The organism is Cellvibrio sp. QJXJ (assembly GCF_024452345.1).
Lineage (GTDB): Bacteria > Pseudomonadota > Gammaproteobacteria > Pseudomonadales > Cellvibrionaceae > Cellvibrio.
Genome location: NZ_CP101662.1, coordinates 4,023,123 through 4,036,780, shown reverse-complemented (window position 1 = coordinate 4,036,780; position 13,658 = coordinate 4,023,123). Strand labels below are relative to the sequence as shown.

Below are 13,658 nucleotides of genomic sequence, written 5' to 3'. Positions count from 1 at the left end.
AATCACCGTAGATACACGCCAGCAAAAAATACAAATTGGCGCGCCAAATGCTTGTATTACAACTATGCTTATTACTCTGACTAATTACGCCAAACCGGCGCGAAGCGACTATGCTTGAGCCCAGCTGGCGCAGACAAGTATTTCCGTCAAGGAGCAATCAGCCATTATCAATGGCAGCCATTGTTTCGGGTGGCCGCCATTTACAGCGACAACTATTTCAGGAGCAATACCACTCGATCATGCGTTCCCTCAGTTTCCCCGCCTTGGGCAAATATATCGACCTGCTGGTCGATGCGGTTTGTGTGGTGGATAAACACGGCCATTTTTTATATGTCAGCCCCAGTGCCGAGCGCATTTTTGGTTACTCGCAAGCCGAGATGATGGGCATGCAAATGCTGGAGCTGGTTCACCCCGATGACCGGGAGCGCACCATTAATGCGGTGGAAACTATAATCGCCGGGCAACCGGAGCCGCACTTTGAAAATCGCTATCTACGCAAAAATGGCGAGATAGCCCACATCATGTGGTCGGCGCGCTGGTCGGAGGAGAATCAATGCCGGGTGGCGGTGGCGCGCGACATCACCCTCCGCAAACAAGCCGAAGCCGTGCAGCACGCCGTATTTGCGATTGCCGAAGCCTCTCACAATACCGAGGATCTGGACAATTTGTACCAGCAGATCCACCGCATTATTGGCGCCCTGTTACCCGCCGATAACTGCGCCATTGCGCTCTATGATGCGCCGACAGACTGCATCAGTTTTCCCTACTTTATCGATCAGCACCAACCTGTACCGGCCTGCCAATCACTCGCCAGCGACAGCGATTATGCGCAGCTGATCCGCAGCGGCGAGCCATTGTTGCTGGACGCTTTTCTATTGGCCAATTGCCCAAAGAGGGATGCACCCACTGTGCAATCGTGGCTTGGAGTTCCACTCAAAATACAGGGCCGCACGACCGGCGCATTGGTAATCAAAAGCTACAACGAAGCGGCAAGCTATAACGCCAAAACCCTGGAGCTGCTGCAATTTGTGTCCAACCAGGTGGCAGCCGCCATTGATCGCCGCCAGCTTATTGAACGCCTGCAGCAACGCGCGCTCTACGACCGGTTAACCCGCCTGCCCAACCGCGACCTGTTCTATGACCGCTTTAACTCCGCCATGGCCAGAGCGCGGCGCAATAACGGCATGTTATCGCTGCTGTTTTTGGATTTGGATAAGTTCAAAGAGGTGAACGACTCGTTTGGTCATCACACCGGCGACTTGCTGCTGGAAGCCGTCGCCCGGCGGTTGGAATTGAGCGTGCGCGAATGCGATACCATCGCGCGTTTTGGCGGCGATGAATTTGTCGTGCTGCTGGAAAACATCGACCACCCTACGCAAAGCAATCTGGTTGCCGACAAGATCTTCCAACAACTCACACTCCCCTTTGACCTTAATGGCACTCAGATAAACATTGCGCCAAGTATTGGCCTGGCGCATTTTCCGGAACATGGCGATAACGAAAAAGACCTGCTGCATCATGCCGATAACCTAATGTACGCACGCAAAAGCCAGCGGCGCTAGTCCTTTGCATTGACATGGCTCGCCCCCGTGGCCTTGGTTTTAGCGCGCGGGTTCCCGTAGTAATCCACACTGGATGCACCGCTGGCATCCGCCACCAAGGTCTCCGTCACGGTCGCTTTAATATGAGATGCACCGCTGGCATTTAATTCAGCCTGCCGGGCAGTGAGTGCCTTACCTCGGAAATTGCTAGCGCCACTCGCGCCCACTACCAGGCGATCGCTGTGACTGCCCTTTTTGATTTCAACATTGGAGGCGCCGGAAATATCGTAGCGCTGCTCCCGGGTGGTAACCAGCGCAATGCGCGCATTGCCAGCGCCGGATAAATTCATTCTCACCCTGTCCATCGTCAAGCGGGTGAAATCGACATTGGCCGCACCGCTGGCTTTCAATTCAAAATCGCGCCCCTGCAGCTCCGCCACCTTGGCCTCGGCACCGCCGGAAATATCCAGCAACGTCAGCTGTTTAACCCCCAGAATGACTTTCACCGGTTCGCTGCCCTGACCAAACCAACTGAATACTCCGCCCTTGCCACTTTTTAACCATACACTCACGCGTTTGCCGGTCTGATCCACTTTTACCCGCTGCATCACTTCGGTATCCGCCTCTACCCGCAAGTACTCTTTGTCACTTTGGGTGATTTCAATATGAGTATTGCCACCGCTTACAAACTCACTGAAGTCTTTCACGGGGTAAACCTTGGCGACCATTTCTGCCAAGGCCAAGGGCGCGGCCAAACACAGTGCGCCGCCCAAGAACCATGCCCCCAGTAAACCGTTGCGAACTAACATAATTTTTCTCCAATAATCTGACAGTGAAACCCGTTTAATCAACATGCGCATAACCACTAAGACGCAACACCAACGCCGCTGGATTCACTGCAGGAAAAAAATATTGGCAGCCCATTTCCCGTTCACAAAGCCTTACCAAAAACAAGTCTGGCACACAGGGGGATTTTGGCGATAATGGTGCCCTTTCCGATTCAAGCCCGCTACACGAGCCTTTATGTTATGACCAGCTTACCGAGTATTGCCAAACGTATTGCCGACGAATTAAACGTTCAGGAACAACAAGTTAGCGCCGCCGTAGGGCTGCTGGATGAAGGTGCGACCGTACCCTTTATCTCCCGCTACCGTAAAGAAGTGACTGGCGGGCTGGACGATACGCAAATGCGTACCCTGGAAGAACGCCTGCGCTACCTACGCGAACTGGAAGAGCGCCGCGCGGCGATCCTCAAATCTATCGCCGAACAAGAGAAGCTCACGCCGGAATTGGAGCGCGAGATCCAGATCGCCGACACCAAAAACCGCCTGGAAGACTTGTACTTGCCCTACAAACCCAAGCGCCGCACCAAAGGTCAAATCGCCAAAGAGGCTGGATTGGAGCCTTTGGCAGACGCCTTGTTGGCCGACCCAACACTCGCGCCCGAAGTGGAAGCCGCTAAATATTTTAATGCCGAGCACAGCATTAATGATGTGAAATCCGCGCTCGACGGTGCCAAATACATCCTGATGGAAAAATTCAGTGAAGATGCCGAATTGCTCGGTCGCCTGCGCCATTTCCTGCAACAGGAAGCCACCTTTTCGGCGCGCGTCGCCACCGGCAAAGAAACAGATACTTCACAGGAAGTGCAAAAATTCCGCGATTATTTTGAGCACGACGAACCACTTAAATCGGTACCATCGCACCGCGCATTGGCGATGTTCCGCGGTCGCAACGAAGGCGTGCTCACCATCTCCATTAAAGTGGGCGATGAAGAAGCGCGCATCGGTCATCCCTGCGAGTCCATGATCGCCGAACACTGGCAGGTGCAAGATAAAGGCCGCTCGGCCGATGGTTGGTTAGCGGAAGTCGTGCGCTGGACCTGGCGAGTAAAATTGCTCACGCATTTGGAAACGGATTTGCTCGGCGAATTGCGCGAAAAAGCAGAAGAAGAAGCAATTAAAGTTTTCGCATCCAATTTAAAAGATTTATTGCTCGCTGCACCGGCCGGGCAAAAAGCCACTATTGGTCTCGACCCTGGCATGCGCACCGGCGTAAAAGTCGCGGTGGTTGATGCGACCGGTAAAGTGCTCGACCACTGTGTGATGTACCCGACTCCGCCGCTGAATAAAATCGCCGAATCCGAAGCGATTTTGGTTCACCTGTGCAACAAACATAATGTCGGTTTGATTGCGATTGGTAACGGTACTGCATCGCGCGAGACCGAAAAATTTGCTAAAGATGTATTGAAAAAGCACACCGATATTAAAGCCAGCACGGTGATTGTGAGTGAAGCCGGGGCATCGGTTTACTCTGCCTCTGAATTTGCAGCGAAAGAATTTCCGGATTTGGATGTAACGATTCGCGGTGCAATTTCTATCGCACGCCGTTTGCAAGATCCACTCGCTGAATTGGTAAAAATCGATCCAAAATCCATCGGCGTTGGCCAGTACCAACACGACGTTTCGCAATCGCAACTGGCGCGCTCGCTCGATGCGGTAGTTGAGGACTGTGTGAACGCAGTGGGTGTAGAAGTGAATACCGCATCGGCTGCGCTGCTGGCGCGAGTGTCAGGATTGAACACCACACTGGCGAATAATATCGTTGAATTCCGCAACCAGAACGGCGCGTTTAATTCGCGTGCAGCATTGAAAAAAGTACCGCGCTTTGGTGAAAAAACCTTTGAACAAGCCGCAGGATTTTTGCGTGTTGCCGGTGGTGACAACCCACTCGACGCCTCTGCGGTTCACCCTGAATCCTATTCGATTGTTGAAAAAATCGCGCAGAAAAACGCGCGCGAAATTAAAGGGCTGATTGGTGATTCATCCTTCCTGCGCGGCTTAAAAGCGGTGGACTACACCGATGAAAAATTCGGTGTTCCCACCGTAACCGACATCATCAAAGAATTGGATAAACCCGGCCGCGACCCGCGCCCTGAATTTAAAACCGCGCAATTCCAGGAAGGTGTAGAAGAAATTACCGACTTGGTTCCAGGAATGATTCTGGAAGGCACAGTTACTAACGTGACCAACTTCGGTGCCTTTGTGGATATTGGTGTGCATCAGGATGGTTTGGTACATATCTCCGCGCTCTCGCACAACTTTATTAAAGATCCACGCGAAGCGGTGAAAGCCGGTGATATCGTGAAAGCCAAAGTAATGGAAGTGGATGTACCGCGCAAACGTATCGCCCTGTCATTGCGTTTGGATGATACGCCTGGTGAAAAGATGGAAGGCAACTCTTCATCAAACAACCGGGGGGGCGGACGACCACAATCCCAAAACCAACAGCGCGCAGCGCAGAAAAACAACCCTGCCCCTGCGGCAATGGGCAGTATGGGTGCGTTGTTACAACAGGCGCTGAAAAAGAAATAGTTTTTTAGCCTGTGCCAATGCCTCCTGTCATTTCATCGCAAATGCAGGAGGCAACAAATTCAGTTACCAAGAATTTTGATCACCCCTCCCTCGATGCACACAAGGAGCATGCAATGGAAATCGGGACAAAAACAATTGCTATAGGCGCGGGCTTATTTTTACTCGGTGTCGGCTCCACCTATTGGTTAATGGCCGACAGCGGAAGCAATTCAATCGCTAAAAAAAGCGCAGCAGCACAACACCAGCCAGCGATGCAAGCAGCACTGACACAGCTCGGCACAGACACCAGTGAAGCTGCTAACAACACGTCAGAAACCGCGGAAAGCGAAACGCAAAACACAACAACCGAAACCGGCGATACACTCACCCACGAAAGTTTTCTAGCCGCCGCCGAAGCGCGCCGCGAACAGCAGCTTGCCGATAAAGCCGAAGCTGAGCGCCTGACTAAATTGCGTCAACTCAAAGCCGATAGTGTTGACTGCAAGTTCTGGCGGCAACAACAGCAAACCTCGAGCACAGCGGCAAAAATTGAAGAGAAAATTAAAACCCACTGTATGCTTGCACGTGACTTGGAAAGCAGTGCCAGTAGTAGCGCAGAGGCGGTTATACCCTAAGTGAAAGTTATCGTTACAAAATGCGAGGAAGAGTAAAAGAAGGGAGTCTTAATTTCAGGTTTTACGTGGAAATGGGATAAAAATAAACGAGAGATTCCTTTCTCTCGATCTGAACTTAAAAATCAGAAGCGATAATTTACATTCGCCGCCAACGCATTCAAATCACTCGAATAGCCATCGTCTTCATCACTTGCCAACAAACGATACTCAAGACCAACACTAAACTGCTCACCAATCAGCAGATTAACACCCGCGCCATAAGAAAAGCTTGAGATTGTATCGCTCTCTTTATCTACCTCACCCGTTTCTTCATCGGGTTCATCTTCAAACTTCGTATTGACCGATGTATAACCAAGCAAACCATAAAGCTGCACTTTGGATAGTTCAATACTGGGGCGATAATATAACGATGCGTAAGTGAAGCTCAGCAGTTCATCCTTATCACTCACCCCAAAGCGCGCTTCAACGGTCGCCAGCGAGTTATAACGATAACCGCCAATCAACTCTACCGCATTCCACTTCAGATCCGGCGCGCCGTCTTCGGCATCTTCATCGTCAAATTCTTCGTCCAGTTCATCATCAAACTCATCTTCTTCATAGACCTCATCTTCACTCAGCTCGATTTGAGCCACACCGAGACCCGCATAAAAACCAGCATCCACCGCAGGAGCAAAAGAAGCCTGACCTGCACTAGCGCCGCTACCAAAACCAGAGAAGCGATAATCCATATTGACTGCAAATGCACCCATATTCACGTCGGCATCGCTATCATCCACCAACATGCGGTATTCAAGGTTGAGGTTCAAATTGTGCCCGACGGGAAAACCAACACCCGCCCCATAGGAAATACCAGAGAGCGACAAATCATCACCGGCATTCCCCTCAATGCTTGCACCCGCAAATCCCAGCAGCAAATACGTTTTTGCGGTGTCATTTGCACTTTCCGTGCGATAGTAAACCCCACCGTAAAGCAGTTCCGGTGAACCGCCAAAACCGATACGCGATTCAACACCCACAAACGGGCTGTGTTTGTAGCCACCTGCCAATTCAAACGCTGTCCAATCCGGCTTTTTATCCAGCGCTGCTGGCAGCTTGCCCGAGTACTCAATCTGGCTAACACCAACGCCTGCATAAAACCCCGCAGGTTCAGTGTTCACTGCCCAACTGGTCATAGGTAAGGTTAATAATCCGGCCGTTAAAATTACGCGCATACTCCATCTTCCTTTTTAATTCAGTTTTCGTTTTTTATTTACCGTCCAAACACTCGCGCGCGAATCATATAGAATCCATCGATAAATACCAGCCCGCCCGCTTTAACCAAAGATTCCCCAAGCCCCTTCATAAGTTAATTTCACCCCCGCCAATAACAGGAAGCTGTAGCTCATCCAATAAAAGAAGCGATCAGATACGCGGCGGTGCAAATAAACGCCCAGCAGTACTCCCAAAGGGGCCAGTGGCAATAACAGGAGTGAGGTGTAAAAGGAGCCGCCCGATATTTGCCCAAGCAGCGCGTAGGGAATCAGTTTTACAAAATTAATAATCGCAAAAAATAAAATAGTGGTACCCGCGAGTACCGACTTGGATAAATGTTGTGGCAATAAATAAATGGCGATGGGTGGGCCACCGGCGTGGGCGATGTAGCTGACATAACCGGCAACAGCGCCCCAAAAACTACCGCTGATTTTATTCGGCGCGCGCTGCGCCATGCGCTCCAGAAAATGTTTGCCCCATAAATAATGCGCAACAAAATAAATCGATAACAAACCAATTAATAAGCGCACCCAATCCGCATTGGCCATTTCAAAGGTGAGTGCACCGGCAAGCGTCCCCAGCAGTGCACCGGGCAGCAGGATTTTTAAATTGAGTTTGTCCCAGGTGCCACGAAAGCTCCACAGCCCCACCGCATCCATAATGCATAAAATGGGCAACAAAATTGCAGCCGCCAAGCGCGGGTCAATTAACAGCGACAAAAGGGGAACTGCGAGCATGCCAAAGCTGCCACCAAAGCCACCTTTGGACATGCCAACTAAAATAACAACGGGAATAGCAAGACAATAAAACAGAGGGTCGGTGATCATGACAGCTGCCGCAAAAAAAGCGGCAGCATGAACCTATTGGATAAATTTATCCAGAGCCCCACCGGGGCTGGATAAAAGGTTACTCAAGCGTTACAGGATAATAATCGTATTCGCAGTAACCTGAGTTTCTGTCGCACACTTCTAACAATAAAAACACTCGTTGTGGCAGCTGGCTAATCAGCGGATAAATATCCACCTCGCGCGGTGAATTGTCACAAGACATAAAAAAGTCATTGGTATATTCACAGATCCAGTTGCCACCTTGATCGCACACACGACCGGCGCCGCATACCTGGGAGTTAATCAAGATACTTCCGGCGATAGAAGCGCGGTCATTAATACGCAGACTCACGGTGTAATCTTCCAGGCTGTCCACCGCCCAGAACACTTCGTACAAACCATCGTAAAAATAAGGGCTGAGCGCCAAGGGCGGGTGATTGGGAATTGCGGTGTCGGTGTCGTAACTGTCGATGATATCGAAGGCGCGCAGTTCTGGCCGATAGTCTTCACCTGGATCGGAGGCAGCACTGCCACTGCCGCCACAGGCGACCAGCACAGAAGACAAGATGACAAGTGCAAAGGAAGCGAGAATCTTGGACATAGCAGCAACTCCGGTGGTTTATGGAATTGATGCTAGGCGCGATGCACTGAATCGCGCCTGAATAATTTCACTGCTAATGACGCAAATGGATCTGCGGTTTTAAATTCACCGAACCATCCTCTTCCAACACCGCATGTTGGGTGGATTCACCATTAGCGACCACGACCAATGGCGGCATAAACATAGGGCGGCGCACAAACCAGAGGTTCCAGCCAAAACTTTCCAGACTGTGTAGCGCCAGCATCTGCGATTCATTGAGAAAACTACTCAAATTAATCGGCACCGCCTTGTTCACACCGCGCCGGTCATCCACCAGATGCTGCAAACGCTCGGCAAGGCTGGGTTTATTAGGGTTTTTAGCTGTTCTGAGCTCCGACATAAAAAACTCCCTTCTGCGATGATGAAAACCGGTTGCCACTCGCATCAATACGCGATGCATGTCTCAACAGTGTCGTGATAAACATCATGCTTGTCAAAAACCCGATTGGAATATCAACACATCTTGAAAGGCTGGATTCACATAACCTTTGCCCTTCTTTAACGCACAAATCCGCGCCCAGCCGCTACAATCCGGTAATCGGCAGCCACCCCACGGGCAATAACACTATTAACCGCCCACCATGACCGGAGAACGACCATGAAATCTTTAGTATTAGGCCTTCTGTGCGCGAGCCTTGCCTGCACCAGTTTTGCAAACAACGACCAACAGCAGTTGGAAGAAAAAGTCTCCGCCCTGCGCAGTGCCATGATTGAAGGCGACAGAAAAGCGTTGCTCGCACTCTCCGCACCGCAATTAAGTTACGGCCACTCCAGTGGCACCATGGAAGACCAGGCCGCGTTTGTGGAAAAAATTGCCAGTGGCAAATCCGATTTTGTGACGATGGATTTGCGCGAACAGACCATCACCATTAGCGGCGACACGGCACTGGTGCGGCACAATTTGAAAGCCGACATAAAAGATGGCGGTGTACCCAATACGATTGAACTGGGCATTTTGTTGGTGTGGCAAAAACAAGCGGGCGACTGGAAGTTACTCGCACGTCAGGCATTTAAATTTCCGCCCAAAAACTAAGCAGAGGTATTCATGAAACTTTACGGTAGCTACACCTCCCCCTTTGTGCGCCACGTGCGCATAGTGTTATTGGAAACGCAGCAGGCGTTTGAATTTATTGAGACCGATCAGGCAGGCAGCACCGCCAAGTCGCCCACCCAGCGGGTGCCGTTTCTGGAAGATGGCGATATTTTTTTAACCGACTCCGCTTCCATCACCAAATACCTGCGCGAAAAAGCCGGGCAGGAATTTTGCAAAACCGCGCAGGAGTTGGATGTGCTGTGTCTGGTAAGCACACTGATGGATGCAACAGTGAATTTGTTTTTCATCAAACGCGATGGTGTGGACATCAGCGCCGTGCCCTACTTGCAACGCCAGGCCGCGCGCATCCGGTCAACACTCGCGGAATTAAACCAGATGTCCTGGCCGACAAGCACACCTTATAACGATGCCCAAATCCGCCTTGCCTGTTTTATCGGCTGGGCAAAATTCCGCAACCAAATTGATTTTTCTATTTATGAAAATTTGGAAAAATTTTACGCGGGCGCGCTGAACTATGGGCATTTTATTGCGACACAACCACCGCAAGGTTAACCAGCGAGATCAATAGACTCACTGCCGCAGCCACCTGGATACGATTGCTATCGGTAGTACCGCACGCTAGCAATGATGCCAGGAAAGAGCGGCTAACGAAAAAAGGCGCCGGGGCGCCTTTTTTCGTATTGGACACAACAAACCATGCTGACTGGATCATCGCCGCTAGGCCGAGTAGCCCCGGATCAGCAGTCGGCGAACCTCCCGGCTTTGCGCGGAAACTGAAATCACGGTCACTACATAACGCTCCCGCCACGCACTCTGCGCCAAACCGTGAATCGCCATTTCGCGACTGAAAAAACGCAGATGTACGCCGCCATAAGTCTCCAAGGTAAAGCCCTCAAAGTCACCGAAGTGATCGAACAGCAGACCACTGACCTTACCTGACCAAATGCCGGGTTTGGCATCTGCCGGTGCAGGGAGCCCTTGAGTACCTGCCAGCCAATCGTCCACCGCAGGTTCAAAGTAGCCATCCGCTGTGTCGCCTGCCGCACCGCCTTGACCAGGGTTTGCGCCCCCGCCTGCAGGGTCATCATCCTTCACACCCAACTGCGGGATAATGCCATCCGGTGTTGCCGGTAGCGCAAAAGGGTCGCCGCCCAAGGCGCGCACTTTGTCAGTGAGTAACTCGACATAGCGCATAAAGGTTGCATACCAACGGCTTTTGCGGCTCAGCTTCGCGGCGCGCCAGGTCATAACCGACAATAGGCGCAGATGATGCAACAGCATGTCATCTTTCACCGATACCGGAATCCCCAGCTGGAAAGCACCGAGGGTTTCGCGCCACATACGCGCTTCGCGCCGCGCTGCTTCCATCGCCTTGGGATCGGGGTGCTCAATCAGTACGGCGTGGTCGCCTTGCGCATCCAATACTGACAGGTCAGTCACCAAACTAAGGTTGTTACCCAAGTCGAATACCCCACCCTTTTGTGCCAGTAGATCGCGGGTTTTGGTGCGGGTATCGCCGCTGCTTTTAAGCAATCCGGCAATCAGCTTTTCTGCCTCCTTCCGCGAAATCTCCCGCATTTTAGGTGACGGGAATTTTACGTTGCGCCCGCGATTGGTAATTTGCCGCACCGCCACATCAAAGCGCTGACCCTTTTTGATTCCCAAGGGCAGCTCCACACTGATCACTCCGGTTTGGCGTTTAAGGCTGCGCGGCAATGGAATATAACAGCTGCCGCCCGCCGGTAACTGGATAGTACGATCGTCCAGCGCACGAATGTTATGCAGCGGATAGTAGCGATCTGCCAGCATCACCACCTCCTGTGCGCGCCATCCGGGAATTTCGATATTCACGTAGGTGCCGTCCGGCAGGTTGCGCGACCACTCCAGCAACAGCTCATCTGGCAACAGCGAATCGCTAATGGGCTGTGGCCTTGCCTCTATCTCAAAGGTGTGAACAGCGAGGCGCGAAGCAGCCAAGCCGGGGTTCGCGACTTCACTTAACGCTATATTGCGCTGCGACAACTTGTCGGAGGTGCTGGGGTTGGCACCATTGGGGATGGGTGTTCCGGCAAATTCGATTTGCGCCACCAGACATTGGTGCTCACCCATCAACAGATCAGGCAGTGGCTCCGCAATGCCACCGGCAGGTGTAGGCGGCAGGTAATTCCCGCTGAGGTTGGTATCCAGCAGCACACCAAAAAATTTATTGCTTTCGCTGGTGCTGATGGTCTTCACATTGTTGCCATCCACTTGACTGGCTGGCGTTGCGGCACGCCCTTCAGCAAAACAGGGGAATGACAACCATTCACCGCCGGCCTGGCCCGGCAAAGCAATCGGGTTAGCACCTGCGGTTCTCAGGTATCCTTCCAAAGGGGCGCCCATCGCCTCGCGGTAGGTGAGTGCGGCGGTGGTTTGCGACGTGAAGATACGGAAAAACAAGCGCACATCATTCGCCGCCAACATAGTGCCATTCCGTCTCACCCGCGCGATGGCAAAGTTGTACACATTGCGGCCGCTGGTAGTGGTAGGAAAAGGGCTCAGTGCAGACGCCGACTGGTTGCCAGTAAGTGCCTCAAACTGGGCAGGTGTGATGCTGCCGCTAAGGGTATTAATGAACTGCAGCGCCTGGGCACGGGTGGCGCCATTCGGCAGGCTGATGCCATGCACTGACTCACCGGCAACCACGCGAAATACCTTCAAGTCGGAACTTAGCCATGAAGTAGTATTGCCACCCTCTAGATCGAGCATAAAGGGGTTGGCCGATTTCACCAGCTGAATCCAGGCGGTATCGGACAATGCTCCCTCAGTGCTGTTCAGGGCGGCATTCACTTCCACGGTTCGATTGGGTTCCGCAAAACCAAAGGCATTGCCGACAAAGCGCACCCGATAAGTGAAGGTAAACCGCTGCAAACGCGCCGCGAGGGTCGGATCATCACTGGCTACCCCGGTGGGGATAACTTCAATCGCCGGCGCTCCCGACAAACTGATGGCGGGCGCCCAACTAGCCAACTGCGCCGCCGATGGCATGAGGGTAGTGATGCCGCTGCCAGGGAATTGCCCCGGTTTCAATCCATCCACCGTCACCAAAAAGGCACCGGCAAATTCCGGATTGACTGTCACTTCGTCCTGCCCGAAGGTACTTCGCTCCAGCACCAAACGGATGGCTGGCCTTGGTCGCGCCAGCCAGCGGGTGATATTAATAAAGACTGTCTTAATATCATCAAAGGTCGATTCAGCTCCCGGATGGGCGAAGCCGTGACCCTTGGCCGCATCGGCACCCGCACGCGTTTGCGGTAAGCCGGGGGTGATGCCGGAATCACCGGTCAGGTTGATGTCCACGTAATGGTGAAACGTCGCCCCGGTTACTACCCGACCAACACCTGCGCGACGGCCGTCATAGACACTGATTGTGTTCACTGTTTTGCTGGAGGCAATTGCCAAATCAGCATTGCCACCCGTAGCAAAGCGCGAGGCATTTTCCAGCACCTGCCCGGTAGCGATGACCTCGGGCTTGGGGTGTTCGCCAGCCAGTGCGGGAAACTCCACAAAGTTCTGGCCATCGAGCATCAGGGTTTGGTTGTAGTTATAACCGGGCACCTCTCCCAGAGTATTGCCCTCGTGCATATGATCCGGGTAAAGCACTATATCCCTGTCCCCTTTGCGCAGAATGGGGTGCGCGGGCGAGGTGATGGGCGCGATTACCTGAGGCACAGAGTCCGACTGGTTTTCAAACCACACAAAGGGGGCAGAAAATTCGCTGTAGTCACCCGCTGGATTAGGCCGCGTGGTGTCGGCGCGCGCCGCACTAAAAGGTGGGAAATTTTTGGGAAAGTCGTCTGGCATGGGGGAGTGATCGTCGGCGAGGGTCGTGCCATCACCTGCGCCATACCAACAGCGCGCGGCACGCACACGCGGAATGCGGCCACACATATCCGCACCAAGGCTGTCGTGGTCACCCGTGGCAAATACACCACCACCGGCATCCATAAAGCGAGTAATTGCCGCCAGCTCTGCCTCACTCAAATCAAAACTACCGCTGGCACCAAAGGAGAGGTTGCGCCCGCGCAAACCAATCAGCCAGATAACATCATATTGCAACAGGTTGGCGCCCGGCGCCGCAAAATCGAAGGACTGCAGTACACCGGGTGTCGCATCCGATTCCCGATGCGCGCGGGTAACCTGGAATCCGGCGCTGGACAGCGTATTCACCAGTGTGGTGTAGGTGAAATCCGGTGCGCCCGTAGGGTCAAAGTCAAAGCGATATCCACTTTCGAGAACAATCAAAACCTTGCTAGTCATGATGAACCTCCTTGATAGGTAGAAAAATATCTACACTATTCAGCATCCTCCCTGTGAC

The 13,658-nt window shown here is 52.5% G+C and carries 11 protein-coding genes; 5 read left to right on the top strand and 6 right to left on the bottom strand.

Annotation, left to right across the window (positions count from 1 at the left end):
- Window positions 1-170: 170 nt before the first annotated feature.
- Window positions 171-1,562 carry a sensor domain-containing protein gene (locus tag NNX04_RS17460; protein WP_261946618.1) on the top strand — a complete coding sequence of 464 codons (1,392 nt, stop codon included), beginning with the start codon at window positions 171-173 and terminating at the stop codon, window positions 1,560-1,562.
- On the opposite strand, the gene NNX04_RS17455 is transcribed toward NNX04_RS17460, so the two are convergent.
- Window positions 1,559-2,350 carry a DUF2807 domain-containing protein gene (locus tag NNX04_RS17455; protein WP_261946617.1) on the bottom strand — a complete coding sequence of 264 codons (792 nt, stop codon included), beginning with the start codon at window positions 2,348-2,350 and terminating at the stop codon, window positions 1,559-1,561. The genes NNX04_RS17460 and NNX04_RS17455 overlap by 4 nt on opposite strands.
- 219 nt (window positions 2,351-2,569) lie before the next feature.
- Here NNX04_RS17455 and NNX04_RS17450 point away from each other — a divergent pair, with 219 nt between their 5' ends.
- On the top strand, window positions 2,570-4,915 hold the full coding sequence (locus NNX04_RS17450; protein WP_261946616.1) for a Tex family protein: 2,346 nt from the start codon (window positions 2,570-2,572) through the stop codon (window positions 4,913-4,915).
- Between the two features lie 113 nt (window positions 4,916-5,028).
- Window positions 5,029-5,529, top strand: a complete 501-nt coding sequence (locus tag NNX04_RS17445) for a hypothetical protein (protein ID WP_261946615.1) — start codon at window positions 5,029-5,031, stop codon at window positions 5,527-5,529.
- Between the two features lie 122 nt (window positions 5,530-5,651).
- Here NNX04_RS17445 and NNX04_RS17440 read toward each other — a convergent pair whose 3' ends face one another.
- The 4 genes from NNX04_RS17440 to NNX04_RS17425 all read right to left on the bottom strand — a co-directional run bounded on the left by NNX04_RS17440 (window position 5,652) and on the right by NNX04_RS17425 (window position 8,587).
- Window positions 5,652-6,740, bottom strand: a complete 1,089-nt coding sequence (locus NNX04_RS17440; protein WP_261946614.1) for a porin family protein — start codon at window positions 6,738-6,740, stop codon at window positions 5,652-5,654.
- Between the two features lie 102 nt (window positions 6,741-6,842).
- Window positions 6,843-7,607, bottom strand: a complete 765-nt coding sequence (locus tag NNX04_RS17435) for a sulfite exporter TauE/SafE family protein (protein ID WP_261946613.1) — start codon at window positions 7,605-7,607, stop codon at window positions 6,843-6,845.
- A gap of 79 nt (window positions 7,608-7,686) precedes the next feature.
- On the bottom strand, window positions 7,687-8,208 hold the full coding sequence (locus NNX04_RS17430; protein WP_081489735.1) for a hypothetical protein: 522 nt from the start codon (window positions 8,206-8,208) through the stop codon (window positions 7,687-7,689).
- A gap of 73 nt (window positions 8,209-8,281) precedes the next feature.
- Complete coding sequence (locus NNX04_RS17425; protein ID WP_040393329.1) at window positions 8,282-8,587, bottom strand: hypothetical protein; 306 nt, start codon at window positions 8,585-8,587, stop codon at window positions 8,282-8,284.
- A gap of 258 nt (window positions 8,588-8,845) precedes the next feature.
- On the opposite strand from NNX04_RS17425, the gene NNX04_RS17420 reads away from it, so the two are divergent.
- Complete coding sequence (locus tag NNX04_RS17420; RefSeq protein WP_007645166.1) at window positions 8,846-9,280, top strand: nuclear transport factor 2 family protein; 435 nt, start codon at window positions 8,846-8,848, stop codon at window positions 9,278-9,280.
- 12 nt (window positions 9,281-9,292) lie between these two features.
- Window positions 9,293-9,853 carry a glutathione S-transferase family protein gene (locus NNX04_RS17415; protein WP_261946612.1) on the top strand — a complete coding sequence of 187 codons (561 nt, stop codon included), beginning with the start codon at window positions 9,293-9,295 and terminating at the stop codon, window positions 9,851-9,853.
- A 165-nt stretch (window positions 9,854-10,018) separates the two neighbouring features.
- Here the strand turns inward: NNX04_RS17415 and NNX04_RS17410 are convergent, their stop codons facing one another.
- Complete coding sequence (locus NNX04_RS17410) at window positions 10,019-13,600, bottom strand: hypothetical protein (RefSeq protein WP_261946611.1); 3,582 nt, start codon at window positions 13,598-13,600, stop codon at window positions 10,019-10,021.
- Window positions 13,601-13,658: the final 58 nt, after the last annotated feature.